Genomic DNA, 24862 nt, shown 5'->3' on the forward strand with positions numbered 1-24862 from the left:
GACTGGACGCTGCCTTATGGCGAGTGGAGTTTTTCTTTTGTCACCCCTTCTGAACTACCCGCAGAAGTCCTTCATGCCCGGGTTATTGATACGGATGGTTATCTGTATACCTTTAATACGCTTGATCCGACTTCCCGAAGTCCTGATTCTATCGACAATTGGGCTACTGCTGTTCATGGTGTCAGCTTTAATAATTTCAACAAAGTCAAAAAGCCGCCTCAGTACATTGTCTTCTGCTGGGAATCCTATATCGATAAACAAACTTACGAGACCAGCGCCGTGTTCGGACCGGAAACCTGGCTACGGATGAAAACCCCTGCCGATCATACCTGGGACGGGGATGCCGTCTGGTACGACAATATAACTTTCGGCCTGTCCCCTGGTGGCAAAGTCAACGTCTGGTTCCCCGATGTCGCCGGGCGTCCCAGCCTTCCCGTAAAACCGCTGAAAATGTGGACCCTCGCAGGCAACGAGATGACGCTCTGCAAAGACTACGTCGTCCCCGGCGGCACGTTTAATTTCATTCAGTCAACGCAGGATTTCATTAAAGGCAAAACCTACCCGTATGGAAACTGGGATTAACAATATCCTTGCCCGACAGGCAACTACAAATACGGCGACTTCAGTTGCCGTTTCACTTTCGAATGAAATTAAATTTGTGCTCCCCGTCACCTTGTTATTAGAATGTTTCTGGTCGCAGTTTTGAGCCAGGAGCAATGTATGACCGTTAAAGTTATCGTCACTGATATGGACGGAACTTTTCTCGACGACGCCAAAAAGTACGATCACGCACGATTTATGGCGCAGTATCAGGAACTAAAAAAACGCGGCATCGAATTTGTCGTCGCCAGCGGCAATCAGTATTACCAACTCATTTCCTTTTTCCCCGAGCTGAAAGACGAAATTTCCTTCGTCGCGGAAAATGGCGCGCTGGTTTATGAGCATGGCAAGCAGCTGTTTCATGGCGAACTGACCCGGCATGAATCCCGTATTGTGATTGGCGAGCTGTTAAAAGATAAGCAGCTTAATTTTGTCGCCTGCGGCCTGAAAAGCGCTTATGTCAGCAAACATGCGCCGGAATCTTTTGTGGCGCTGATGTCGAAGCACTACCACCGCCTGCAACCCGTGAAAGATTACCAGGACATTGACGATGTTCTGTTTAAGTTTTCACTGAACCTGCCAGACCAGCAGATCCCCTTCGTGGTTGATGCGCTGCATACGTCGCTGGACGGCATTATGAAACCCGTGACCAGCGGCTTCGGCTTCATCGACTTAATCATACCGGGATTACACAAAGCGAACGGCATCAGCCGTCTGTTGAAACGCTGGGATCTTTCGCCGCAAAACGTGGTGGCGATTGGCGACAGCGACAACGATGCGGAAATGCTGAAAATGGCGCGGTACGCTTTCGCGATGGCGAACGCCGCAGACAACATCAAAGCCCTCAGCCGTTATCATACCGATGATAACAACCATCAGGGGGCGTTAAACGTGATTCAGGCCGTACTGGATAACGCCCCGCCTTTTAACGTCTGATTCCAGATACCGGAGCGCTGCTCCGGTTTCCCCCTGCTTTTCCATTCTGCGTACCGCATCAAGCTTTTAAACTTGCATTAACTTATTTATAACTTATATTGTCATTTGTAATTAATTTAAATTTCGAATGAAAGTCAATGCGAGGTAGTTATGGCTTTAACCTTCACAAGCGATACATTACCGGCCGATCATAAAGCGGCGATCCGGCAGATGAAGCAGGCGTTGCGGGCGCAGCTCGGTGATGTGCAGGGCGTTTTTGACAGGCTCAGCGAGGTGATTGCCACACGCGTGGCGGAAATCAATACGCTCAAAGCGCAGGGCGATGCCGTCTGGCCTGCGCTGTCTTACGCGGATATCCAGTCCGGCGCCATCACGGCAGCGCAGCGTGAACAGATCAAGCGGCGTGGATGCGCGGTCATTAAGGGCCATTTCCCACGGGAACAGGCGCTGGCATGGGATCAATCCATGCTGGATTATCTGGATCGCAACCATTTTGATGAGGTGTACAAAGGTCCCGGCGATAACTTCTTCGGCACGTTAACCGCCTCCCGCCCTGAAATTTATCCGATTTACTGGTCGCTGGCGCAGATGCAGGCTCGTCAGAGCGAAGAGATGGCGAACGTTCAGTCTTTCCTTAATCGGCTGTGGACATTTGAAAGCGACGGCAGACAGTGGTTCAACCCGGATATCAGTGTGATCTACCCGGATCGCATCCGCCGCCGCCCACCCGGCACCACCTCAAAAGGTCTGGGGGCGCATACCGATTCCGGCGCGCTGGAACGCTGGCTGCTGCCCGCCTATCAACGGGTTTTCGCCAGTATCTTTAACGGCGAGCTGGAAAAGTACGATCCCTGGCATGCCGCCTACCGTACCGAAGTCGAAGAGTATACGGTCGATAACACCACCAAATGCTCGGTTTTCCGCACCTTCCAGGGGTGGACGGCGCTGTCAGATATGCTGCCGGGCCAGGGCTTGCTGCATGTGGTGCCGATTCCAGAAGCGATGGCGTATATCCTGTTACGCCCCCTGCTGGATGACGTTCCTGAAGATGAACTGTGCGGCGTTGCGCCAGGCCGGGTGTTGCCGGTTTCGCAACAATGGCATCCGCTGCTGATTGAAGCATTGACCAGTATTCCGCAACTGGAGGCCGGGGACTCCGTCTGGTGGCATTGCGATGTGATCCACTCCGTCGCGCCGGTGGAAAATCAGCAAGGCTGGGGAAACGTGATGTACATCCCCGCCGCGCCGATGTGCGAGAAAAACCTGGCTTACGCGCACAAGGTCAAAGCCGCGCTGGAAACGGGCGCATCGCCTGGCGATTTCCCGCGTGAAGATTACGAAACAAACTGGGAAGGCCGTTTTACGCTGAGCGATCTGAACGTTCACGGAAAACGCGCGCTGGGCATGAGTTAAGCGTCATACAGCCCTTCCCGCTCTACGGCGGTGCGTCGTTTCCCTGGACGTATCCGCCGCACCGACTCCCGCACCGTCAACGTGCCGTTCAGCAACAGCGTACCGATTGGCGCATTCGGACGAACCAGACGTTGTTGCAGCATATGTACCGCCTCCGTCCCCAGCTCATCGCGCGGCACATGCACTGCCGTTAACGGCACATCCTGAATTTCCGCCAGATTAAAGCCGTCAATACTCATCACTGACACATCCTGCGGCACGCGAAGGCCGCGCTTTTGCAACGCGCTGATGACGCCCGCCGCCATAAAATCACCGCCGACCAAAAACGCCGTCGGCAACGCCTTATCCGGCGTATTCGCCAGCCATTCGCTGACCCGCTGCTCCGCCTCTTTCGCACTGAAACTCGGCGATACCAGTAAATCCCGCTTATCGTTAAATTTCAGATTATGGGTTTGCCAGGCGTCGCGAATGCCGGCCAGACGCAGCTCCATCGTGTAGCGACGCAGACAGAGCACCGTCATCACGTCGCGATGCCCCATTGAAAAAAGATAATCAGCGGCAAGTTCGCCAATGGCTCGGTGATCGGGCGAAACGGCTGGCAAACGCATTCGCTGGTCGCGGCAATTAATCAGTACGCAGGGTTTCCCCACGTCCACCGCCAAATCGTGAATATGCGGATCGTCAATCCCTAACAAAATCGCCGCCTGCGTTTCCGCTTCGTTCATCCGCGCGAGGAAAAGCTGCGCGTCACTGTCCAGTTCCTCAAGCGCGCAATAACGCAGCCGTACTTCATACGCCGTCAGCCCTTTACTCACGTTCTGAATCACGCGGTAGTAAAAGATGTCGGACCGCTCATCAAACGCCCGCTGCGGCGCAAAGACCACCAGACTATTCAGCAACAGCCTGCCTGCCGCCATCCCGTCCATGACGCCCAGCTCCCGCGCGCACTCCAGCACTTTGTTGCGCGCTTTTTCACTGGTATTTGCCTTCCCCGCCAGCACGCGGGAAACGGTGCTGACGGAAAGCTGCGTCCGCGCGGCAATTTCGCTGATTTTGAGCCTTTTATCCATTTTGTGATCTTGCTCCATTTGCTAAATGAAAAAATTTTCATAACGCACAAACAGGGAAATAACTGGCTTAATGCCCATCTTGCCAGAGCGATACCGTTAGTAATGAGAAAACTTGCACAAAATCCGCTATTGCCCGCCCATTTTCTCACTTAACCTGAACTTGTCACACAACTTACATACTAGTTGTATAGCAACTAAGAATAAATAAAAAGATAACTTTCAATGAGATAACAATATTTGTGTGACACCCAAACGTTTATTTCCCCTACCGTCCGTCTTGTGGAGAAAAGAAATGAGTCAGGACATCAATAACACTGTCGCCGCGAGTAAAACCCGCCGCGTCATCAAAAATTTGCGCTGGTATGTGCTGGTGCTGTTCTTACTGGGTGTGACCGTTAACTACATCACGCGTAACTCGCTGGGTATCCTGGCGCCGGAGCTAAAAGAGAGTCTGGGGATCACCACCGAGCAATACTCCTGGATTGTCGGCGCGTTCCAGATTGCCTACACCATTTTCCAGCCCCTGTGCGGCTGGCTGATCGATGTGATTGGCCTGAAGATTGGCTTTATGGTCTGCGCCGGGATCTGGGCGCTGATGTGTATCTTCCATGCGGGCGCCGGAAGCTGGCTGCATCTGGCGATTTTACGCTTCTTTATGGGCGCATCTGAAGCGGCCGCTACGCCAGCCAACGCCAAAACCATCGGCGAATGGTTCCCGAAATCAGAGCGTCCGGTCGCGGCGGGCTGGGCGGGCGTCGGCTTCTCAATTGGCGCCATGCTGGCGCCGCCAATCATCTACTTCGCGCACGCCTCATTCGGCTGGCAGGGCGCATTTATGTTTACCGGCGTGCTGGCGCTGCTGTGGGTGATCCTGTGGTGGGCGTTCTACCATAACCCGGAACAGCACCCGAACCTGAGTGGAGAGGAGCTGGAGTATATCAAGCAGGATAACGAGCCTCCGGCCGTGAAACTGCCCTTCCTGACCGCGCTGAAAACCGTGTCGAAAAATAAACGTTTCTACGGTATCGCGATCCCGGCCTTTATGGCAGAACCGGCCTGGGCGGTGCTGAGCTTCTGGGTGCCGCTGTATCTGGCGAAGGAACACGGTATGGATCTGAAGCAGATCGCCATGTTCGCCTGGCTGCCGTTCCTCGCCGCCGATCTCGGCAGCGTGGCGAGCGGCTACCTCACCCGCTTGTATACCCGTCTGTTTGGCTGCTCTCGCGTTAACTCCGTGGTGGCAAGCTCCGTGACCGGCGCGTTTCTGATGATTTCTCTCGGCATCGTGGCCATTACCCGCGATCCGTATATCACCATCGTGCTGATCTCCATCGGCGGCTTCGGTCATCAGATCATCTCCTGCATGCTGAGCGCGCTGGTCGTGGAGTCGTTTGATAAAGGCCAGATGGCGACCGTCAATGGAATGCGCGGCTCTGCGGCGTGGATCGCCAGCTTCCTCTTCTCTCTGTTAATTGGCGTTACCGCCGACAAAATCGGCTTTAACCCGCTCTTTATCGCCATGGGGTTCTTTGACCTGATTGGCGCTGTTTTCCTGGTGGCATTTATTGCTGAACGTCGCGCCAAGCGCGCCTGATAGTGGATGTATTGCGTATGAAAACCCTGAAAAACTGGATTGTAGAGAAACAGTCGGCCCATCATCTGGAACTGCTGGTCGATGGTCAACACCATCTGTGCCTGTACGTACTGGAAGAAAATCTGTTTCGCGTGCTGATCAAACGTAAAGGCGAACTGGCATTAGACAGAACCTGGAGTATCGCCCCGGCGCAGGATGTGCCGTGGGAAGGCCGCAGCCGTGAGGATGTCAGCGGCTTTAGCTGCCCGGCCTGGCAACTGACGCAGCAGAATGGCGCGCTGATTGTCGCCACTGAGCAACTGCGCGTGACCGTCCACCAGCCGCTGTGGCTGGAGTGGCACTATCGCGATGAGGCGGGCGACTGGCAGCCGCTGGTCAACGACCGCCCCACCAGCGCCTATCTGCTGAACGCTCACGGCGACGGCGTGGCGCACTATTTAAGCCGCCGTAAAGATGAACGTTTTTACGGCCTGGGCGAGAAAGCGGGCGACCTGCAACGCAACGGCCAACGCTATGAGATGCGCAACCTTGACGCAATGGGCTATAACGCGGTCAGCACCGATCCGCTGTACAAACATATTCCATTCACCATCGCCCGCCGCGATGACGTCAGCTACGGTCTGTTTTACGACAACCTGAGCAGCTGCTGGCTGGATCTGGGCAATGAAATCGACAACTATCACACCGCCTATCGCCGCTGGCAGGCGGAAGCGGGCGATATCGATTACTACATCTTTACCGGCAAGCGCGTGCTGGATGTCACCAAAGCCTTTGTACGCCTGACGGGGAAAACCCTGTTCGGGCCGAAGTGGAGCCTGGGTTACAGCGGCTCGACCATGCATTACACCGATGCGCCGGACGCGCAAAACCAGCTGATGAACTTTATCCGTCTGTGCAATGAACACGCGATTCCGTGCGATTCGTTCCAGCTTTCATCTGGCTACACCTCCATTAACGGCAAACGCTACGTCTTTAACTGGAACTACGACAAGGTGCCGCAGCCGAAAGTGATGACCCAGGCATTCCACGATGCGGGGTTGAAGCTGGCGGCCAACATTAAACCGTGTCTGTTGCAGGATCACCCGCGCTACAACGAAGTCGCGGAAAGAGGGCTGTTCATTCGGGATTCGGAAACCGACGCGCCGGAACGTTCAAGTTTCTGGGATGACGAAGGTTCTAACCTTGATTTCACCAATCCGCAAACCGTCGCCTGGTGGCAGGAAGGCGTCACCACGCAGTTGCTGGAGATGGGGATCGACTCCACCTGGAACGACAACAACGAGTTTGAAGTGTGGGATGGCGAAGCCCGCTGCCACGGCTTTGGCCGCGAAATCGCCATCAAACATATCCGCCCGGTCATGCCGCTGTTGATGATGCGCGCCTCGCTGGAAGCGCAGCAGCGCTTTGCGCCGGAAAAACGCCCGTACCTGATCTCCCGTTCCGGCTGCGCCGGGATGCAGCGTTACGTGCAAACCTGGAGCGGCGATAACCGCACCAGTTGGGATACCCTGCGCTACAACACCCGCATGGGGCTGGGGATGAGTCTGTCCGGGCTGTATAACGTGGGTCACGACGTCGGCGGTTTCTCTGGCGATAAACCGGATGCGGAGCTGTTCGTGCGTTGGGTACAGAATGGCGTGATGCACCCTCGCTTTACCATCCACTCATGGAATGACGATCATACGGTGAATGAGCCGTGGATGTACCCGGGCGTGACGCCGGCGATTCGTAGCGCGATTGAGCTACGTTACCGTCTGCTGCCCTACTTCTACACGCTGCTGTGGCAGGCGCACGCCGACGACGAGCCGATGCTGCGCCCCACTTTCCTCGACCACGAGCACGACGCGCAAACCTTCGCAGAGTGCGACGACTTCCTGCTTGGCCGCGATATTCTGGTGGCAAGCGTGGTGGAACCCGGTCAACGTGAACGCCGCGTCTGGCTGCCGGATAACGAAACCGGCTGGTACGATTTCGATAGCCACGAATGGTTCTCTGGCGGCCAGTGGATCACGCTGAACGCGCCGCTGGAAAAACTGCCGCTGCTGGTACGCGCCGGTGCAGGCCTGCCGCTGAGCGAACGGATCACCCATGTCAGCGCTGAACGCGACGATACCCGCGAGCTGAAACTGTTCCCGGTTAAAGGCGTGGGGACAACGTCCGGTCTGCTGTTTGAAGACGATGGCGAAAGCTGGGGTTATCAGACGGGCAATGCCCTGTGGGTGGAATGGGAGATGGTGTGCGATGGGGCGACCGTCAACCTGAAGATCAACGCGCGTGGCGACTATCGTCCGGCATGGAACGCGTTGAAGGTATCGTTACCGGCGGGGGAAAAACGCACGCTGCGGGTGAATGGCGTTGAAGGGAGTGAGTGGGTGCTCTGAAAATTGCCGGGGGGCGGCTTCGCCTTACCCGGCCTACAAACTGTAGCGTAGGCCCGGTAAGCGTAGCGCCACCGGGCTTTTTTTTAGCCGTCGATCCCTTTACTACGCAGATAATCTTCGTAGTTGCCGCTGAAGTCCACCACACGCTGCGGCGTAATTTCCAGCACGCGCGTCGCCAGCGAGCTAACAAACTCACGGTCGTGAGAAACGAAAATCAGGGTGCCCTGATACATCTCCAGCGCCATGTTCAGCGATTCGATCGATTCCATATCCAGGTGGTTGGTCGGTTCGTCCATCACCAGGATATTCGGTTTCTGCATCATCAGCTTACCGAACAACATACGCCCTTTTTCACCACCGGAGAGCACCTTCGCCGGTTTTCTGATATCGTCCTGGCTGAACAACAGACGGCCAAGAATGCTGCGTACCGCCTGCTCGTCATCGCCTTCCTGCTTCCACTGACTCATCCATTCAAACACCGTCAGGTCATTTTCGAACTCATATTCGTGATCCTGCGCGTAATACCCAATGCGCGCGTTCTCTGACCATTTCACGGTGCCGTTATCCGGCGCCAGATCGCCCACCAGCGTTTTCAGCAACGTGGATTTACCCACGCCGTTAGTCCCGAGTACCGCAAGCTTTTCGCCCACTTCCAGCAGCAGATTAACGCCCTTGAACAGCGGGCCGTTATCAAAGCCTTTCGCGAGCGCTTCCACTTCCAGCGCGTTACGGAACAGCTTCTTATCCTGTTCAAAACGGATGAACGGGTTCTGACGGCTGGAGGCCTTCACCTCATCAAGCTTAATTTTATCAATCTGACGGGCACGAGACGTTGCCTGGCGAGACTTAGACGCGTTAGCGCTAAAGCGGCTGACGAAAGATTGCAGGTCTGCAATCTGCGCCTTTTTCTTGGCGTTATCGGCCAGCAGGCGTTCACGCGCCTGGGTGGCGGCAGTCATATACTCATCGTAGTTACCCGGGTAAATGCGCAGTTCGCCGTAATCCAGATCCGCCATGTGGGTGCACACCATATTCAGGAAGTGACGGTCGTGCGAAATGATGATCATGGTGCTGTCACGTTCGTTCAGTACCTGCTCCAGCCAACGGATCGTGTCGATGTCGAGGTTGTTGGTCGGTTCATCAAGCAGCAGGATATCGGGGTCGGAAAACAGCGCCTGCGCCAACAGGACACGCAGCTTCCAGCCCGGCGCGACTTCGCTCATCGGGCCGTAGTGCTGCTCAACCGGAATCCCCACGCCCAGCAGCAGTTCGCCCGCGCGCGCTTCGGCAGAGTAACCATCCATTTCGCCGTATTTCACTTCCAGATCGGCCACTTTATAGCCATCTTCTTCGCTCATTTCCGGCAGCGCGTAGATGCGGTCGCGTTCCTGTTTCACTTCCCACAGCTCAACATGCCCCATGATCACCGTGTCGAGTACGCTGAACTCTTCGAAGGCAAACTGATCCTGGCGCAGCTTACCGATACGCTCGTTCGGATCGAGAGAGACGTTGCCCAGCGTCGGTTCGAGATCGCCGCCGAGGATTTTCATAAAGGTGGATTTACCGCTACCGTTGGCGCCAATCAGGCCGTAACGGTTGCCGCCGCCAAATTTGACGGAAATATTTTCAAACAGCGGCTTGCTGCCGAACTGCATGGTGACGTTGCTGGAAACTAACACTGGCGTATCCTGAAAAATATGTGACAAACCGCTTATTATGCCACAAGTCTTAAATAAGATCGCGCCTCACGGTAAGCCGCTAAAATTGTCCTCACGGGAAAAAAATGTGATTTCGTACACATCTGAATTCCCACTTAACGGGAATGCACATATAATGCGCTCCCAACATGACAGAATTCTCAACCCAATAGCCTGCCAGGCACTGAATCTCGCATAACATGAATATGAAATTAACAACGTTTTTCGCGGCGGCCCTCGCTGTAGTTGGCTTTTGCAGCACCGCCTCAGCGGTGACTTATCCTTTACCGACCGATGGCAGTCGCGTCGTTGGTCAAAACCAGGTGATCACTATCCCGGAAGGCAATACCCAACCGCTGGAGTATTTTGCGGCTGAATACCAGATGGGGCTGTCTAACATGCTGGAAGCGAACCCGGGTGTTGATACCTTCCTGCCAAAAGGCGGTACGGTGCTGAACATTCCTCAGCAGCTGATCCTGCCGGACACCGTGCATGAAGGCATTGTCATTAACAGTGCGGAAATGCGTCTGTACTACTACCCGAAAGGCACCAACACGGTGATCGTTCTGCCGATTGGTATCGGTCAGTTAGGGAAAGACACGCCAATCAACTGGACAACGAAAGTTGAGCGTAAGAAAGCAGGCCCGACCTGGACGCCGACGGCGAAAATGCATGCCGAATACCGCGCGGCGGGCGAACCGCTGCCTGCCGTCGTGCCAGCTGGCCCGGATAACCCGATGGGTCTGTACGCGCTGTACATTGGTCGTCTGTATGCGATTCATGGCACCAACGCTAACTTCGGTATCGGCCTGCGCGTCAGCCACGGCTGCGTCCGTCTGCGTAACGACGACATCAAGTTCCTGTTTGAAAATGTGCCGGTCGGCACCCGCGTACAGTTTATCGACGAGCCGGTGAAAGCGACCACTGAGCCAGATGGCAGCCGTTACATTGAAGTTCATAACCCTCTGTCTACCACGGAAGCGCAGTTCGAAGGCGGCGAGATCGTACCGATTAACCTGAACAAAAGCGTTCAGAGCGTCACCAGCCAGCCTGATGTCGATCAGTCTGTGGTTGAGCAGGCCGTTCAGAACCGTTCCGGTATGCCGGTTCGTCTGAACTGATCAGAGCCATGTGCCGGATGGCGACTCTCGCCTTACCCGGCCTACCGCATCGGCCCGATAAGCGTAGCGCCATCGGGCCATCACTTCAGCAGCAACAATCCATATCCCACCAGCGCCGCCCAGAGCAGCATCGGCAACGAATACCAATGAAACCGCCACCAGATACGCCGATCATTTGCCATCCGCAATGCAATCAGATTCGCCAGCGATCCCGGTAGCAAACCAAAACCACCGATATTGACCGCCCAGGCCAGCAACGCGGTCGGCGGAACGTAGTTGAGCAATAAAATCGTGGCGGGCACATTGCTGATAAACTGCGACAGACCGAGCGCAGTCAGCCAAAGCCCCGGCGCAGAGAGCGTTTCAACATGGCGCAGTACGCCCTGTAACACCGGTAGCTGTATCAATAAATGCACGTCGATAAACATCGCCATAAACACCAGCAGCAACGTCCAGTCGACGCTCAGTACCACGCGGCGCGCCAGGACGATGAATCCTGCCGCCACAATCGCCAGCCCCCAGAGTTCCTGCTTCAGTTCAAGCGCGGTCAGAAACACGATATACAACCCAAGGCAGCTCCACACCAGGCGCGGTTGCCACTCAGGGGCGCGCGTACCGGTATGGTATTGCAACGCCTGCCCCGGAAAACAAAGGCCGCACAGCACCAACAGCGTCAGCATCATCACGGCGGCAAGCGGCGCCATCTGCCAGACAAAAGCCGCAAATGAAAGACCAGAACGCCCCCACAACAAAATATTTTGCGGATTGCCAATCGGCGTGAGCAGCGAACCGGCGTTGACCGCCAGCGCCTCAAAGATAATCAGCCGGTTTACCGGAATCGCACACAGTCTTTTCAGGGTAATAGTCAGCGGAACGACGATAAACAGCGCCACATCGTTGGTCAGGAACGTTGACAGCACCGCCGCCGCCAGCACCATAAACATTGCCAGACGGCGTTCCGTTTTAAAACGACGAACCATTCTGCGGCCCAGCACATCAAAATATCCGCTCAGCTCAACGCCTTTGGTCAGCAGCATCAAACCGCTCAGCGTAATAATGGTGTGCCAGTCAATTGCACCCGGCCAGGTGCGGGGAGTAAACGGGACGAACAGACTGAGTCCGGCCCCGACAAGGAGTAATAACAGCAGGAAACGATCGCGTCTTAATGACCGCAGAAAAGGAAAACTCATTCAGAAGGCGTTCCGTGCTTTTGCGTAAACAGGCGGAAAGCCTCAAGCGTTTCCTGGCTTACATGGTGTTCCATCCCTTCCGCATCGCGGCGTGCGATTTCCGGGCTGACGCCCAGCACCAGTAAAAAGTTTTCCACGATCTGGTGGCGTTCACGGCTTTCCTGCGCCAGCTTCTCGCCTTCTGCGGTCAGGAATACCCCGCGCCAGGGGATCATTTCGATAAGCCCTACCGACGCCAGACGCTTGAGCATCTTGGCGACCGTCGGCTGGGAAACGCCAAGTCGCGCCGCCATATCAACCTGACGCGCTTCACCGACCTCGATAATTAAATCGGAAATCAGCTCAACGTAGTCATCAATCAGTTCACGGCGATGCGCTTCCCTGACCTGGCGGAACCCTTCGACGTGTTCTTCGACATTCACTAATTGCGTCACTTTTTTTGTTGTTGGCGTACCTGCGCGACGACTCATTCTGCTTCCTCGTTACTGTGACGCGTTAATTGCATCTGGCTGGAGTGGGCCCATTGTAAACCAGAGTTGCACAGGCTCAAAAATTTAACGTTTTAGCAATAGCTATATAATATAACTTTCGTAACACATGAAAACCCTTATAAATAGGCGCATTAAAGGTAATAACAACTGCCAAGTGTCGCAAAAATGTCGCACAACTTCCTTTACCACTATCCACAACAGTATTTATCAATGGCCATTTGTTCCTTGTAAGCATACGGTTTAGCTGGTTATCATCTAGCTGCTTAATTAATAAGGAATTGTTTATGGCACTCACTAAATGCAAAGAATGCAAAAAAGAAGTATCAACCTCTGCAAAGACTTGCCCACACTGTGGCGTAAAAGATCCGGGCTTTGGTGCTAAGCAGAAACTTAGCGGCTGTCTGATACTGATTATTATTGTGGGAATAATCATGTATTTCGTTGGTAGTGGTGACGATGAAAAAGCAGCTGAAACTCCAAAGGTATGCTCTAACACTGACACCCAGTGCAACTTTGATAAGAACCTGGTAGATGCTGTGACCAAATGCAAACCATTGGTTGAGCGTTCCGCGAAGTATGAATTTGAATGGACTGACGGAATGTTAGATCCAATGTTTTCTCATGGCAGGATTGACAGCAAAAAGAACCAGTTAACCTTCATCGGTGATAAGGTCAAATTTACAAACGGCTTCAACGCAAAAATGAACATGACCTATGCCTGTACACTGGATCTGAAAACCAAAGAAGTCGTGGATTTCAATATTTCGGAAGGAAAACTTTAACCGCTGTTTTTCAGTTTTAAAAATTGCAAACTGAACACCGTAGCCCGCGCCATTCCTAGAAGCGCGGGCTTTTTGCTGTCTACAGCACACGGAGTAATTAGATCCCCAAAAGCCACATAAAATTTATTTTTCCCTTATTTATCTGTAAGTTAACAATTTCATCAGATCCACTACAGATCCTTTTTACTGAAAAAAAGTGAAATTCTTTTCAACGTTTTCAGTTTAGTGTTTCCCGCAATCCGCCAGCGCTGGCGCGGTCTGGCGGTCTGATTTGAAGAAAAATAAAACTGAAAAATTTCTACGATCCAAAAACCGCAGGCGGGTGCGGTGTAGTGCCGTTTTTGTCTGCGAAAGATTTATTTTGTCAGTGTGTAGCGCCGCCAGCGTAACGTGACAGCACAGATCCTTTTACGGTGTTGCGCGGTAGTGGTCAGATAAAAGAGGCGCTTAGAATGCGTCTGGTGAGGCCTGAGAGTGAGTACAAAAAAAGCCCGCAATATGCGCGGGCTGATGGGGATGGTCAGGCGATTATGCTCTGGTATTTGCTGCGGGTCTGTCCGGCTTTCGCTGCCGTCTGGGTAAATGCTCCGGCATTGGTTGGCGTACCAACACTGGGGTGCGAATGGCTCGCACATTGCTGCGCCAGTTCTGCCAGTAAATCAATGGTGTCCAGCATCATGGTCAGGGCGTTGATACTCTCACTGCCAATATGAACGGTTGCCCCCATAACCTGCTGGCCGCCAGCAGCTACAGATTTACGCAGTGCGGCAATTTTTTCTGTCAGGGATTCCCCCACTTCAATATCCACGGCTCCGCCCACTTTGGTGGACTGCCGTCCTGTTATGTCCGTTTCTTCGTTCCCTTCAATACTGGCCAGCCTGTTACCTTTCACCGCCTGGCTGTAATCACCGGCGCTTACCTGCTGGATAGCCCCAGCCAGCAGCGTGGCGGTTCCCAGTACCGTGATTTTATCCGTGGCCTTTACCGTGGTTTCACGGCTGACCAGTTCGCGCTGTTCTGTATCAGCTTTAACGCTTCGCACCATCGATTTTTCACTGATAGTCTGATCGGTCTGCCGTACCCAGTCGCCAGCCTGAGTAACCCGCTGTGACACTTCCTCGCGCTGCTGCTGTAATTGTTCGCCAGGCTTAACATCGGGCAAACTGGTGCCATCCGGTAGCGTCTGCCGAATGAAAGGCTTATCCGGCCTCCCGCCAGTAAATGCCACTTCAACCAGCGTCCCTTCAGGCGGAAACTGAAACATGCCCGAATCATTACCGGCCATAGGAACCGGCAGCGGCACAGCAGAATAAACCGGCGTCTTGTTGTCCGGGTTTCCGTCTGCGTCAAGCAGTTGCACATCCACGGCATAGCGCGGCCGGAACGGATCGGCAAAATTACCACTTTTCACGGCTTCACTGTGTGCCACCACTCTGGCCTGTTTTGGCAGATGCAGCCCGGAAGCCAGTTCCGGGTAATGGCTTTCAATCTGACGCTGTGCCGGTGTTTTCTGTAATGGCTGACCTGTTGCGCGGTTTCTGGGTGTCCAGGTGATGGCCATTGTGTCATTGGTCAGATGAACTTTGGTCACGCGTTCCCCGTTCATCTCCACACCCGGACGCAGACTCTGGATCACTGGCAACGTCATGGAATTACCGCCCGCAGCCCCCTGACTGAACTCAGCCGGGATATCTACCGGGCGATCAGCAAACATCGCTTTTTCCGCGCCGCCCACATACAGGGAACCATCAGGCAACTGATACCAGATGTAATCCGGGATACTGAACGCCCTACCCAGATTATTCAGCAGCTGATAGCCCGTGCCGTTATGGGTGAAGTGCGGGATCGGCTTATCGCTGTAAGGGGCATCCGACACACTGACAGCAATTCCACTGTTTTCCTCCAGCCAGCTGGAGATCTGGCGTAAAGTTGGGTGCTGAAACGAACATGACCACATTCTCTCAAATATGCCGACCAGCTCGCGTACAAACAGGCGCTGAAAACCATTTTCGGCAGGTTGTGAGCGTTCCACATAGCCGGTAAACCAGCGCAAAAGCAGATCGGAATACCCCACATCCAGCCGCACTAGTTTCCCTGTGTAATCGTTTGTCGTCTCAGCAGTAATAAAACCGCGTCCGCAACTGTTCAACTCCAGAACCAGACTTGCATCCGTCAGATGCACTTCATCCGTTGAAAGGTAAAGGCGTTTTACTGGTTTCATCATTACCCCAGTGCATCATTTACGGGCTTCAGCACTTTACGCTCAAACCACGTCAGTTTTTCTTCATCCTCACCGGCATTCTGACCGCCTGACTTCCCGGCGCTTCCGGCAGTCTGTTTTTTCGCCGTTGTTTTGCCCGTCGCCCTCGCTTCCCGCTTTTCCTGCACGCTGATATGTTCTGTCAGCGTGAATGTCACCAGCCAGGCCATTTTCCCATCCTGCTGCGGGGCATCGAGCGTGCCTGTGAAGGTGGCTTCACGAAAATTCACCGCCCTGGCAACCTCATGCGCAACGCGGTATTTCTGGCGCTTACCGCCGCTGTCGGTGGCGCTGGCCAGCTCAAAGATGCGTTTAAGGATCTCCGGGTTTTTAAAGGGGATCTCTCCACTAATGCGCAGCTCTTTACCCTTTGCGCCCTGCTCTGATTTGGACGTCGCGCTGGTCTGGCCGGACTGGTCTTTGTCCTGAAACTGCTGTGAAACAGTCACGCGCATATTTTTTAGCTGTATCGCCTCGCCGTTAAGCGCCAGTGTTGGGATCGAAGTCATGAATCATTCCCTTTATTCCATCAAGATTATCGCCAACCAGCATCATCGCCGCCGTGTAAACAGCGGACTGCTGCGGAATCCCTTTTACCAGTTCCAGCAACGTGGTGGCGGTGTCTCCACTGGCTGTAAAAACCCACGCTCTGGCACTTTTTCCCTGCAATTCATTCAGTCCACTGGCCACATCACCGATCAGTTTGTCGCGTAGCTGCGTGAACTCTCCCAGTTGTTGCTTTAATTCACTTATATCAAATCCGGCACCAGCCGCCTGTTGCGCCGCACTGATTGCAGCAGCTGATAACGCCATCCTGCTGGTAGGAACAGACAACGGAACAGGTGCAGGTAAACCCGCAGTTGATTTTGCCGGGATCTGCATTTTTTCAATAGCCAGCTCCGCCGCTGATTGCGCCAGCCTCTTTACCTGTGTGAATGCCGGGGCGGGGAATACATCTACCAAGCCACCCAGACTGGCCATGAAATTTTCATGTGTCTGCCCGGTCACCATGAAGATCACTACATCAGCCACACCACCAGTTCCGGCCAGTTTTTCAGCAAGGTAAGATACTGCGTTAACGGGACTCAAATACGCCCCGCTTTCAGTCAGTTGACCCAGTCCATAAACCCACGGATGCGCCGGAACGATGGAGCAATTCAGCGCGGCCAGAGAATCAGTGAAAGCCAGACGCGCTTCACGCCACATCAGGCACCTCCGGCCAGTGAATATCTGGCGTATCGGCTGGCTTAATGCGATTAAGCTGAACCCGGTACTTTCTCCACTCAAGTAAAAGCGCGGACTCTTCTTCTGTTGCCTCACCAATATCGACGGCATCCTGCAACGGCGCGATTGCAGCTGCTGCGGCTGACAATAATTCAGCTTTCTTTGCCTCCGCCTGTTCAACTAATTCATTTTGCGAATACTGGCGCGGCTGGATTTCTCCGTCTTTAAATACCCATTCACCTGAAATATCCGCCATTTTATTTTTTGCCGTGGCTTTAACTTCCACGATGCTAAAATCTCGCGGATAAATAGCTGTCACATCATTGCTGATACAACGAATAATTCCCGCTGCATCATATGCCACTTTCAATGTATCTGTAAGAAAAGCGGCTTGTGATTCGTACCAGTCCCGACCATCGTCAGAGATAAAAAACTCTGCGCCATGCTCATCCATTAAGAACAGTTTATATGCGTCGTCTGGAGTATATTTTTTTAAATTCTTAAGATGCTGCATTTTATTCCCCTGATTACGTAGCTACATTTACCCAAGTGCCGTTAATATTCCGCTGGAGATACCTGACAAGCAGAGAACCAACGTTTGAGCTACCGCCCACCATCTGTATCGCGGTTGCAAATGCCGCATCGTTAGAAGAATATCCTCCACCGTCGCGGAACTCCCTGACTTGCGTTGCGCTTACGCGAATCCCCTGCAAATAGCGTGAATCAGACTGCGATTTTGTGTAATACCTGCCATCGCTTTCCGCTTTTGTATAAGCCTGACCTGCTGGCGTGTAATTTCCTTTTGCCTGGTAACGCGCATCAAAGTTTGACCAGTCCCCCGGTTGAATCGCAAAGGGCGTGACAATACGGCCATGAATTGTAATTGTTGTTGTATTATTCGAACCACCACCGGAAGCAGTAGAACCTTTCGAAATGTCGGAAATATCAACAGTGAAGATATTAGAGCGAATACTGCTGTTTGCCTTACTACGCGCATACAGTTCCCAGCGATAATCCAGAGTATCGGTCGCATACGTTCCCGTTAATCCCTCGGCTTTATTTTTATAAGCTGACTCAGGAAAGAAAAGGATTCCGCGATGAAGCGACAGACCGCCAGTAAGTTGACCACCTGAAATAGGTAAAGCGCCGATATCACCAGGAGTGGGTTTATTGGCCGTGTTATATTCAATGACCCATGAAGTGCCTTGCGTCGGCAAAGGCCCATCCCATCCCTGACGCTTAGCGTTCTGCCCGCGATGACTGTAGTAATGCTGAAGCCACGACCCGGATGACAAATCGACAAATAAATATCCATATCCATACAGCTTCTCACCGCTGGGAAAAGCAGGAAAATCAGAAATAGTTGCTGTATTTGAAACAGCTACACGCCACCACCCCGTTTTATTTGCAGAAGCAATTGTCTTATTGTCATTAATTACCCCAACGACCTCAACGGGCATTGCACTAACATCATCAAACGATAAATCAATATCATCAGATAACGAATAGCCATTAATTTTTGTTGTTTTCGGGACTCCACCGATATTTGATAAAGACTTTGCCTTATCGTTAATATCAGAAAGATTCTTGTCTTTACGGACAAAATCACTATTTGCCTGTTGTTCCCCCAAGGTACCTTTTGGTCGCAAATCTGTAATAACGCCATTCGCATCAATAGAAGCCACTGCAAATACGTAATGCTGTACGCCATTTTGTACATAATCAGCCATATTTGCAGCTACCGTAATCTTGCTCTGAACGCCCCATGCGCTTGTCAGCGTCCCAGTCCAGCACACATCAAGCCAGATTTTTACTGGCTTAGTTGTCACAGTAATATTCTGATTTGCGGCCAGTGATGTGCGTAATCCGGCAACATAACCGGTGCCTTTGGTGACAAAAAACTGATTGCCGGTTTTCGCTACCAGATAACCGTCACCGAAGAACGCAGCCGCACCGTAAAGATCAATATTTTCCAAGCGCTGACGCTCATCAATCCCCGCCATGCGGGCAGTGAAATCAATCTGCCATGTTTCCGCAGGCGTATTAATTCCTGTCTCAGCCTGTGCGCCGTTGTATTCCATTAGGAATGAGCGCGTCAGCACGTTGCCCTGCTGTCCTTCCGCTGTTTTCAGCTTTTGCTGTTCCGGGGCATGTACGATCATAGCCAGCGTGCCACTAGCTTTGTTAATGAGTCCAATCCAGTTAAACGAGAAATCACCAACATCTGCACCCAAAACAACGGAATGCACCACCGCATTTTCACTCACAACACCTTTACGGCTTACAGCCTGTCGGTGAACAATCTGCGCCACAGGCGGCAATGTCTCGCTACGGTCAATCGGCATAGCAGGATCAAGCCCTGGTACATTCGCAAAAACAAACTCATCCAGCAGTACGGATTCACCCGTCACGGCCTGGCTGGTTTTCCACTGCTCAAACGCCAGAGTGATAACTGTCTGTGACATACTTACTCCCTATAAACTCGCGCTGAATGTTGCGCCGTTGTTTTCCGCATCGACCAGCCGTGCCGGATAAACAACGTATTCCCCCTGATCCCATCCTGCCCGGATAACCAGGCTTTCAGACGTAATCACTTCAAACTGATAACGGCGACATGTACGGCCGTACTGCCGGATAATCTGGATCAACAGCTGCGTGTTGTCCGCTATCTGACTGTCTGTGACGCGAACAAGAATCACGTCCCAGTCAATATCCGGCTGACGCTCCTGTAACTCCACATACCCAATCCCCAGCCGATCAAAAATATTGATGAATCCCTCTACAGAACCGGCATCACGGGCATTAACAAAGGCATACGCCACGCGCTTACGAAACAGCGCCAGCGGTTCCCCGTCAAAACGGGTTATATCGCGATCATATGCCAGCAGGTTCAGTAATGCCGGTGCACACGTCAGCGGATCAAACTGATTCAACGGCCATGTGATCCAGCCGTAAACTTCCGTCCAGTACCGGCGAGCAACTCTAAGCAGCTTTGCGGGTTCACCTTTATTCATCCATGACGGAAGCACCATCCCCGCCAGCTTTTTCAGGAACTCATTCATTTTCTATGCTCACAACCAGTGATTTCAGACGCGGAACACTCAGATCACTGGTAATGTCACCAAGAGAAAACGTCAGTGATTCCGTCAGCGAAAATGTTTTGTGAATCTCCCGCCCAAGCTGGGAAAATGAAAAACGCGAATACGGCCACGTCTTTCTGACGTCGAAATCAGCATTTTCACGAAATGCGCAGCGAATCATGTTTTCAACGCCATCCTTCAGCGTTTTTATTTCGTCATCGCTTAAATTGCTCAGGTTTTTGACGTAAACAGTGACGGACAGATCGTGAAGCGTTTCCGGCATTGCGTAGCACTGCATATCGTCACCGTGACCGTGGTGCCCCTGGCTATTGATATAGTCATTGACGGCATCAACGAACGGCGCAGATGCCACCCCGCTATCAAGCAGCAGATACGCATTGGCGGTTCCCGGCCCCCTCGGTGCTTCATGCTCGAAGAAAATCCGATCAATACTCAACCCGGCAACTCCGGCAATCATTGACCGGTATACGGCATCAGTATGGTAATTCCCCACAAGGTTGAACTGATTCCGGCAGCGTTCACGCAATTCATCATCACTTTCCTCATCCGCCCCTGGTACAGTCAGCCAGTCCTCTTCACTGGCGGCGTGGCTGATACCATCAACGGCAACTGGCAGAATGCGGTAATATCCCGGCGCAAGATTGTAAGCGCCTCCCGTTCCCGTCGCCTTTACCGGCAGTAGCGCACTGGCCGTCCCTGAAGGAATAACCACATCCTGTGTTGTGGCCACTCCATAAACTTTACCGTTGATGCGTTCTGTCTGAATAAGCGTCCCGGCCTTCACCGTCACCACAGCTTTTGCATCTTCCTTAAAGAACCGGATCACACCCTGCGCAGCGCTGGCTGGTTTTGGCGTAACGTTCACAGCCCAGGCAAGCAGCCGCAACATACTCCCACTGGCTGTGGCCACAAACATATTTGCCAGCACAGTGGACACTATGACGTCCTTCAGCCACATCACCGGTGCAACCACAATAGCTGTAATCAACTTCCAGAACGGTGACATTTTTGAAGTGTTGGTGATCATGCCCTCATCATCTGCAATCGCATTAAATCGGTCTCGCACCTCAGATTCCGTCACCGGCATTCCGCTGGCTTTCACCACCTCTTCAAAATCAACCTGTGGTTTTTCCGTCATAAATCCACCTGCGCAGAAATTCCGCCAAAATCATATGTGCTGGCAGTGATCCATAATCGCTTCTGACTTTCCTCACTGATTTCTACCGTTCCAGGCACAATACGCTCATCATCTTCAATCAGTAATTCCATGCGAGTAAAAATATCAGCCCGCATAGTTGGGCTACGTTCAGCAATTAGTTCCGTTGCTAATCCACTTTCGATAATAGAATGAGTAATATCCTGTCCTATACTTTGACGGTTATTACACAATTCAGGTTCGCGGCCAGTATTCAGAACAAAATCACCATTCTGAATAAGTAAATCAATATAAAGACTCTCATTCATGCGCCAAGCTCCTGAAACTCCATTAACTGACCAGGCGTTACCATTTCTTTTGGATAAACATTCACCACACCAATTTTCCGGCTGTTATCAGTCACAGATTTTGAATTACTGCTGATAGCTTTATTAATGCCGCCCCTGTCAACGCCCTTTAATTCCCCACCAGTAGAAAGAGTGTTACCTGTCAAAGATGGTGCGGTATCTGTCGCCAATGATATATCCACTCCGGGAATTTTATTTATTTTTTCTATAATCCAGTTCCATGATTTCAAAAAACCGTTTTTAACGGATAGCCAGACATTATCAAACAGCGACACGATACCCGTGGCCAGCCCGCTTAATGCCTGAGAAGGAGAAAAACTGGTCAGCAATGAAATAAAACTATTCCAGCCCTCACTGATAAACTGCCAGGCTGAAGCAAACACCCCGGCAAGCCACTCAACAACCGACGCACATGCCTGAAATGCTTCAGTATTCATCACTGCGGCTTTAACCGCATCCCAGTGCTTAATCAACAGATAACAACCGGCAGCAAGCAGGGCTATCGCACCAATCACAAGCAGAATCGGCCAGCTCATCAGATTGATACCAATCCCGGCCATCATTGCCGCCATACGAACCGCCAGCAACGCACCACGCAGAAATTTCAGCGTGGCGTTCCAGGCAATCACGGCCATATTAGCCAGCCATACCGTGGCGGTATATACCTTCGTAACAGCCGTCAGCGCAGACCAGATCCCACGTAACCCCATCATGATAAATTTGGATACACCCATCACGATATTTGCCACAGCCCCCACTGCGGCAAAGCTGAGTAAGGCCAATGCTGCATAACCAACGACACGCGCAATGTTGGGAAACAGTTGCATCCAGCGGGCAAAAGTCTGTCCCATATCCGCCAGGCGGTTGAGCAACGGATACAGCACCGGGATCAGCGTCAGTCCAATGACGAGCTGGATAGCTTTAAGGATTTCGACAAAGCGATCCCACGGCTTAACCATTTTCTGCGCCATTTCCTGGGTACGCTTCAGCCCGTCCGCCCCTCCCAGCTCTGTGATATTCCGCTGTAGCAACGCTACATTGCCGTAAAGGTGCTTCACCACGGCCGAACTGTCACCAAATGCCGCATCAAGCTCCGCCTGTGCTTTCAGGTTCCCTTCCAGGCTTTTCCCGTATTTGCCCTGCAACTTGATCAGCATTTCCGGCATCGAGAGCATTTTTCCGGTTGAGTCAGTGAAGGACAGCCCCAACTTTTTAGCCCCGTCAATAGCGCCTGTCATAAAGCCCTCGTAAGCGCTACTTGCCTCCGTACCCAGCGTACGGTTTAACTGACCCAGTACGGCCAGCTGTTCATCCAGCCCCACGCCGTAGTTAGTCCCGACTCCGCGTGCACCTTCCATCAAGTCTTTGATAGTGGCCATTTCTGTGCCAAAGGTTTTACGCATGTACACCATTTTCCCGGCCAGTTGTTCAGCAAATTCAACCTTGCCCAGCCTTTGAGCATCGGCGGAAAAGTTACCGAACATTTGCCCCATAAACTCCGCTGTATCCGCAGCGGTAGACTTCAGCGCAAAAGCCAGAATATTGGCGACTTTCGTCACTTTCGGCAGCTCATTGCCCGTCAGCCCGGCAATAGAAGCGTTAATATTTTCAGTGGACTTAACAAACTCCACCGAGCTGGCACCATATGTTGTACTGAAGCGCAGCGCATCACGCTGAACAGTTTTAAGCGCAGAATCATCAATCCCTTTTGCAGCCGCATCATTCAGCGCGTCATACATTTCAATGGCGGGCATCAGCGCACCTTTAATGGCCATACCTGTACCCGCCAGTGCCAGCCCGCCTCCGCCAATCTGCATAAAGGCTGCTTTTGATTTTTCAGCAAAGCCCGTTACGTTACCCTGCGCCTGTTTTAACGGGCGGGACAATTTATCAATCAGGCTTAATGTAAAATCTAATTGCTTCATTCAGTGCCTTTAAATGCTTTAGCCACGCCATTAGCCACGGCTATTCCCGTATATTCCCAGTGACGGTTATCCAGCCATATAGCTGCGGCAATATCGTCAACGGAATCCTGACCATGTGGCAAATAATGACGACGGAGAATTAAATACTGTTCGAGTCCATTTCGTTCAATGTCATGGACTCGCTTTGTCAGTTTTTTACTTCAATCTCCAGTTCTGGCGCGTAAATATCATTTACTTTACTGACCAGTTGAAGTGCGGCGCCCGGTCGTTTCAATACTTCCGTAAGCGCATCTTTACTTTCAGTCGAAACAATACGCGTCAGATAATTATGCGCAGGGGCAATTTTATTATCCATTGCCATTTCATTAATAAATTTATTGTATGCGGTCTGGTTCGGTTCAAAAACAATATCCACACCACAAACACACAATTTAATTTTTTCCATAGTTAATACTCTCTCTTAAATTAATTTCGTCTACTAACTGATTATGACGCGCGGCACACTGGCCATAAATTTCAAGATAAATCGTCAGTAATTCTGCTGCGTCTTTACCTGTTGCACCATTCAGGCGTGGTAGCTGCGTGGCACATTTAGTTTTCAGGTTTTCCTGATAGCGCACGTTCGGTACTGGCTGCGGCGCTGTTGTACATGCTGACAAACTCATCAGACAGACAAACATTGGTAAAAACAGGCTTAAGCACCTCAGTGCGAATTTCGCGCGGTTGCGCATCTTTCAACGCCTCCAGTTTATCTTCCAGCGTTCTGGCGGAATCACTGGCAACATCCTGCATCACCTTCCGCGATTTATCGCCCGCCACCTGTGCAGCTGTGTTGATTGCCAGCTCCAGACTGTCGCGCCGCCAGTCCGCAGTCAGCCAGCCCCAGACAAACGCCAGCGCCACCACAACCAGCCACTGCCCGCTGCTCATCAGCGCACCCCGTTATGTTCCAGGCTGAAATGATTACCATCCGGCCTTGATTTGAAGCGCCCGCCCCAGCTGCCGCCTAAAGATTCCCAGTATTCCCCCAGCGGCAGATAATCTTCAGTACGGGTTTTGTATTCCCCTTTCACGAACAGATTAAAATCTACAGCCAGCCGCAGGGTGTGCAGACTGTTTGAAATACCGCTGCCTTTCTTCGCATTCAGCGCAGCCTGTTCTGGTGTGCGGTACGCTTCACCAAACGTCAACCACATGCCATTCGCATTTGCATACTGAATTAACAACGCAATCATCGACGTAAAACGTTGTTGTTTTTCACTTAGTGTCATCTTCCTGCCCCTTTATCAAAAATCCCTGAAAAACCACGCTTGCGCAGCCATGCCTCAACCACGTTCTGGCCGAGAATACCCAAAGCAGAACCAAAACCGGCAATTGCCAGAGGATGGATATCCGGGACAAAATACAACGCCACCCCGGCGATCAACGTCAACCCGCTGCCGACAATAACGCGCCCGGCAACCAGGCGAAAAGTGATCGGCTCGTCACTATTGAGCAACTTACCCAGTGCAATCACCGCCCCCATGACTACCAGTGCAATGAACCCCTTTTCATACTCCTGCATTATGGCTTCC

General features: G+C 52.3%; 26 protein-coding genes. 7 read left to right on the top strand and 19 right to left on the bottom strand.

Translation table 11 applies throughout. The annotated features are described in order from the left end of the window. The 3 genes from OGY62_RS06440 to OGY62_RS06450 all read left to right on the top strand — a co-directional run. Nucleotides 1–582, top strand: a 582-nt coding sequence (locus OGY62_RS06440; protein ID WP_286459389.1) for a DUF2931 family protein, incomplete at its 5' end; no start/stop codon positions are given. A gap of 138 nt (nucleotides 583–720) precedes the next feature. Further along, the gene (locus tag OGY62_RS06445) at nucleotides 721–1536 is read left to right on the top strand and encodes a Cof-type HAD-IIB family hydrolase (RefSeq protein ID WP_049010113.1); all 816 of its coding nucleotides are present in this window, start codon (nucleotides 721–723) and stop codon (nucleotides 1534–1536) included. Between the two features lie 150 nt (nucleotides 1537–1686). Next, the gene (locus tag OGY62_RS06450; protein WP_286459393.1) at nucleotides 1687–2949 is read left to right on the top strand and encodes a DUF1479 domain-containing protein; all 1263 of its coding nucleotides are present in this window, start codon (nucleotides 1687–1689) and stop codon (nucleotides 2947–2949) included. Here the strand turns inward: OGY62_RS06450 and OGY62_RS06455 are convergent. Next, nucleotides 2946–4019 (bottom strand): LacI family DNA-binding transcriptional regulator, encoded by a 1074-nt coding sequence (locus OGY62_RS06455; protein WP_024130506.1) that lies wholly within the window; start codon nucleotides 4017–4019, stop codon nucleotides 2946–2948. The two genes, OGY62_RS06450 and OGY62_RS06455, sit on opposite strands and share 4 nt — an antisense overlap. A 292-nt stretch (nucleotides 4020–4311) precedes the next feature. Here OGY62_RS06455 and OGY62_RS06460 point away from each other — a divergent pair, with 292 nt between their 5' ends. Beyond that, nucleotides 4312–5613 (top strand): MFS transporter, encoded by a 1302-nt coding sequence (locus OGY62_RS06460; protein WP_049010087.1) that lies wholly within the window; start codon nucleotides 4312–4314, stop codon nucleotides 5611–5613. 17 nt (nucleotides 5614–5630) lie between these two features. Then, a complete protein-coding gene (locus OGY62_RS06465; RefSeq protein ID WP_248622891.1) occupies nucleotides 5631–7994 on the top strand; it encodes a glycoside hydrolase family 31 protein in 2364 nt (787 codons plus the stop codon). An 83-nt stretch (nucleotides 7995–8077) separates the two neighbouring features. On the opposite strand, the gene OGY62_RS06470 is transcribed toward OGY62_RS06465, so the two are convergent. Next, nucleotides 8078–9673: an ABC-F family ATPase gene (locus OGY62_RS06470; RefSeq protein ID WP_047457942.1), complete on the bottom strand. Its 1596-nt coding sequence runs from the start codon at nucleotides 9671–9673 to the stop codon at nucleotides 8078–8080. 218 nt (nucleotides 9674–9891) lie between these two features. Here OGY62_RS06470 and ldtB point away from each other — a divergent pair, with 218 nt between their 5' ends. Further along, on the top strand, nucleotides 9892–10812 hold the full coding sequence (ldtB, locus tag OGY62_RS06475; RefSeq protein WP_012133148.1) for a L,D-transpeptidase: 921 nt from the start codon (nucleotides 9892–9894) through the stop codon (nucleotides 10810–10812). An 80-nt stretch (nucleotides 10813–10892) separates the two neighbouring features. On the opposite strand, the gene OGY62_RS06480 is transcribed toward ldtB, so the two are convergent. Both OGY62_RS06480 and mntR read right to left on the bottom strand, forming a co-directional pair. Further along, a complete protein-coding gene (locus tag OGY62_RS06480) occupies nucleotides 10893–12002 on the bottom strand; it encodes an anion transporter (RefSeq protein ID WP_286459395.1) in 1110 nt (369 codons plus the stop codon). Further along, a complete protein-coding gene (gene mntR / locus OGY62_RS06485) occupies nucleotides 11999–12472 on the bottom strand; it encodes a manganese-binding transcriptional regulator MntR (protein ID WP_012133150.1) in 474 nt (157 codons plus the stop codon). Before mntR ends, OGY62_RS06480 begins: the two co-directional genes overlap by 4 nt. Nucleotides 12473–12777: 305 nt before the next feature. Between mntR and OGY62_RS06490 the strand changes: the two genes are divergently transcribed. Further along, nucleotides 12778–13275, top strand: a complete 498-nt coding sequence (locus OGY62_RS06490) for a hypothetical protein (RefSeq protein ID WP_160880228.1) — start codon at nucleotides 12778–12780, stop codon at nucleotides 13273–13275. 520 nt (nucleotides 13276–13795) lie between these two features. Here OGY62_RS06490 and OGY62_RS06495 read toward each other — a convergent pair. The 15 genes from OGY62_RS06495 to OGY62_RS06560 are packed head-to-tail and all read right to left on the bottom strand — an operon-like array spanning nucleotide 13796 to nucleotide 24852. Further along, complete coding sequence (locus OGY62_RS06495) at nucleotides 13796–15499, bottom strand: hypothetical protein (RefSeq protein WP_286452000.1); 1704 nt, start codon at nucleotides 15497–15499, stop codon at nucleotides 13796–13798. Then, nucleotides 15499–16044: a baseplate complex protein gene (locus OGY62_RS06500; protein WP_286459396.1), complete on the bottom strand. Its 546-nt coding sequence runs from the start codon at nucleotides 16042–16044 to the stop codon at nucleotides 15499–15501. Before OGY62_RS06500 ends, OGY62_RS06495 begins: the two co-directional genes overlap by 1 nt. After that, a complete protein-coding gene (locus OGY62_RS06505; RefSeq protein WP_200089684.1) occupies nucleotides 16016–16741 on the bottom strand; it encodes a hypothetical protein in 726 nt (241 codons plus the stop codon). The genes OGY62_RS06500 and OGY62_RS06505 overlap by 29 nt, the downstream gene beginning before the upstream one ends. Further along, nucleotides 16731–17273 (bottom strand): tail fiber assembly protein, encoded by a 543-nt coding sequence (locus OGY62_RS06510; RefSeq protein WP_200089685.1) that lies wholly within the window; start codon nucleotides 17271–17273, stop codon nucleotides 16731–16733. The genes OGY62_RS06505 and OGY62_RS06510 overlap by 11 nt, the downstream gene beginning before the upstream one ends. 13 nt (nucleotides 17274–17286) lie before the next feature. Continuing rightward, nucleotides 17287–19224, bottom strand: coding sequence for a phage tail protein (locus tag OGY62_RS06515; RefSeq protein WP_286451999.1), 1938 nt, complete (start codon nucleotides 19222–19224; stop codon nucleotides 17287–17289). A 9-nt stretch (nucleotides 19225–19233) separates the two neighbouring features. Next, complete coding sequence (locus OGY62_RS06520) at nucleotides 19234–19821, bottom strand: phage tail protein (RefSeq protein WP_172773924.1); 588 nt, start codon at nucleotides 19819–19821, stop codon at nucleotides 19234–19236. Then, nucleotides 19814–20998 carry a baseplate J/gp47 family protein gene (locus OGY62_RS06525; RefSeq protein WP_160880235.1) on the bottom strand — a complete coding sequence of 395 codons (1185 nt, stop codon included), beginning with the start codon at nucleotides 20996–20998 and terminating at the stop codon, nucleotides 19814–19816. Before OGY62_RS06525 ends, OGY62_RS06520 begins: the two co-directional genes overlap by 8 nt. After that, nucleotides 20995–21324 (bottom strand): DUF2590 family protein, encoded by a 330-nt coding sequence (locus OGY62_RS06530; protein WP_172773925.1) that lies wholly within the window; start codon nucleotides 21322–21324, stop codon nucleotides 20995–20997. The genes OGY62_RS06525 and OGY62_RS06530 overlap by 4 nt, the downstream gene beginning before the upstream one ends. Beyond that, nucleotides 21321–23288 carry a phage tail tape measure protein gene (locus tag OGY62_RS06535; RefSeq protein ID WP_286451998.1) on the bottom strand — a complete coding sequence of 656 codons (1968 nt, stop codon included), beginning with the start codon at nucleotides 23286–23288 and terminating at the stop codon, nucleotides 21321–21323. Before OGY62_RS06535 ends, OGY62_RS06530 begins: the two co-directional genes overlap by 4 nt. Continuing rightward, nucleotides 23285–23479 (bottom strand): DUF6890 family protein, encoded by a 195-nt coding sequence (locus OGY62_RS23375; RefSeq protein WP_371321192.1) that lies wholly within the window; start codon nucleotides 23477–23479, stop codon nucleotides 23285–23287. Before OGY62_RS23375 ends, OGY62_RS06535 begins: the two co-directional genes overlap by 4 nt. After that, on the bottom strand, nucleotides 23476–23733 hold the full coding sequence (locus tag OGY62_RS06540) for a putative phage tail assembly chaperone (RefSeq protein ID WP_172773927.1): 258 nt from the start codon (nucleotides 23731–23733) through the stop codon (nucleotides 23476–23478). Before OGY62_RS06540 ends, OGY62_RS23375 begins: the two co-directional genes overlap by 4 nt. Then, nucleotides 23720–23908, bottom strand: coding sequence for a hypothetical protein (locus OGY62_RS06545; RefSeq protein WP_254303346.1), 189 nt, complete (start codon nucleotides 23906–23908; stop codon nucleotides 23720–23722). The genes OGY62_RS06540 and OGY62_RS06545 overlap by 14 nt, the downstream gene beginning before the upstream one ends. Continuing rightward, a complete protein-coding gene (locus OGY62_RS06550) occupies nucleotides 23880–24218 on the bottom strand; it encodes a hypothetical protein (RefSeq protein ID WP_172773928.1) in 339 nt (112 codons plus the stop codon). Before OGY62_RS06550 ends, OGY62_RS06545 begins: the two co-directional genes overlap by 29 nt. Next, nucleotides 24218–24559, bottom strand: a complete 342-nt coding sequence (locus tag OGY62_RS06555) for a M15 family metallopeptidase (RefSeq protein ID WP_000175564.1) — start codon at nucleotides 24557–24559, stop codon at nucleotides 24218–24220. Before OGY62_RS06555 ends, OGY62_RS06550 begins: the two co-directional genes overlap by 1 nt. Further along, entirely contained in the window at nucleotides 24556–24852 is a 297-nt protein-coding gene (locus tag OGY62_RS06560) for a phage holin family protein (RefSeq protein ID WP_160880241.1), read from the bottom strand. The genes OGY62_RS06555 and OGY62_RS06560 overlap by 4 nt, the downstream gene beginning before the upstream one ends. Nucleotides 24853–24862 lie beyond the last annotated feature (10 nt).

It is taken from the genome of Citrobacter sp. CK198, assembly GCF_030333295.1.
Lineage (GTDB): Bacteria > Pseudomonadota > Gammaproteobacteria > Enterobacterales > Enterobacteriaceae > Citrobacter_B > Citrobacter_B koseri.

What these genes read in the sequence shown, in the direction of transcription:
- OGY62_RS06460 (WP_049010087.1), top strand. Translation starts at nt 4,312, where the DNA reads ATGAGTCAGGACATCAATAACACTGTCGCCGCGAGTAAAACCCGCCGC.
- OGY62_RS06555 (WP_000175564.1), bottom strand. Translation starts at nt 24,559, where the DNA reads ATGACACTAAGTGAAAAACAACAACGTTTTACGTCGATGATTGCGTTG.
- OGY62_RS06515 (WP_286451999.1), bottom strand. Translation starts at nt 19,224, where the DNA reads ATGTCACAGACAGTTATCACTCTGGCGTTTGAGCAGTGGAAAACCAGC.
- OGY62_RS06450 (WP_286459393.1), top strand. Translation starts at nt 1,687, where the DNA reads ATGGCTTTAACCTTCACAAGCGATACATTACCGGCCGATCATAAAGCG.
- OGY62_RS06525 (WP_160880235.1), bottom strand. Translation starts at nt 20,998, where the DNA reads ATGACGGAAAAACCACAGGTTGATTTTGAAGAGGTGGTGAAAGCCAGC.
- OGY62_RS06480 (WP_286459395.1), bottom strand. Translation starts at nt 12,002, where the DNA reads ATGAGTTTTCCTTTTCTGCGGTCATTAAGACGCGATCGTTTCCTGCTG.
- OGY62_RS06490 (WP_160880228.1), top strand. Translation starts at nt 12,778, where the DNA reads ATGGCACTCACTAAATGCAAAGAATGCAAAAAAGAAGTATCAACCTCT.
- OGY62_RS06505 (WP_200089684.1), bottom strand. Translation starts at nt 16,741, where the DNA reads ATGTGGCGTGAAGCGCGTCTGGCTTTCACTGATTCTCTGGCCGCGCTG.
- OGY62_RS06495 (WP_286452000.1), bottom strand. Translation starts at nt 15,499, where the DNA reads ATGATGAAACCAGTAAAACGCCTTTACCTTTCAACGGATGAAGTGCAT.
- OGY62_RS06510 (WP_200089685.1), bottom strand. Translation starts at nt 17,273, where the DNA reads ATGCAGCATCTTAAGAATTTAAAAAAATATACTCCAGACGACGCATAT.
- OGY62_RS06520 (WP_172773924.1), bottom strand. Translation starts at nt 19,821, where the DNA reads ATGAATGAGTTCCTGAAAAAGCTGGCGGGGATGGTGCTTCCGTCATGG.
- OGY62_RS06500 (WP_286459396.1), bottom strand. Translation starts at nt 16,044, where the DNA reads ATGACTTCGATCCCAACACTGGCGCTTAACGGCGAGGCGATACAGCTA.
- OGY62_RS06530 (WP_172773925.1), bottom strand. Translation starts at nt 21,324, where the DNA reads ATGAATGAGAGTCTTTATATTGATTTACTTATTCAGAATGGTGATTTT.
- OGY62_RS06560 (WP_160880241.1), bottom strand. Translation starts at nt 24,852, where the DNA reads ATGCAGGAGTATGAAAAGGGGTTCATTGCACTGGTAGTCATGGGGGCG.
- OGY62_RS06455 (WP_024130506.1), bottom strand. Translation starts at nt 4,019, where the DNA reads ATGGATAAAAGGCTCAAAATCAGCGAAATTGCCGCGCGGACGCAGCTT.
- OGY62_RS06445 (WP_049010113.1), top strand. Translation starts at nt 721, where the DNA reads ATGACCGTTAAAGTTATCGTCACTGATATGGACGGAACTTTTCTCGAC.
- OGY62_RS06540 (WP_172773927.1), bottom strand. Translation starts at nt 23,733, where the DNA reads ATGGAAAAAATTAAATTGTGTGTTTGTGGTGTGGATATTGTTTTTGAA.
- OGY62_RS06535 (WP_286451998.1), bottom strand. Translation starts at nt 23,288, where the DNA reads ATGAAGCAATTAGATTTTACATTAAGCCTGATTGATAAATTGTCCCGC.
- OGY62_RS06550 (WP_172773928.1), bottom strand. Translation starts at nt 24,218, where the DNA reads ATGAGCAGCGGGCAGTGGCTGGTTGTGGTGGCGCTGGCGTTTGTCTGG.
- mntR (WP_012133150.1), bottom strand. Translation starts at nt 12,472, where the DNA reads ATGAGTCGTCGCGCAGGTACGCCAACAACAAAAAAAGTGACGCAATTA.
- OGY62_RS06465 (WP_248622891.1), top strand. Translation starts at nt 5,631, where the DNA reads ATGAAAACCCTGAAAAACTGGATTGTAGAGAAACAGTCGGCCCATCAT.
- ldtB (WP_012133148.1), top strand. Translation starts at nt 9,892, where the DNA reads ATGAATATGAAATTAACAACGTTTTTCGCGGCGGCCCTCGCTGTAGTT.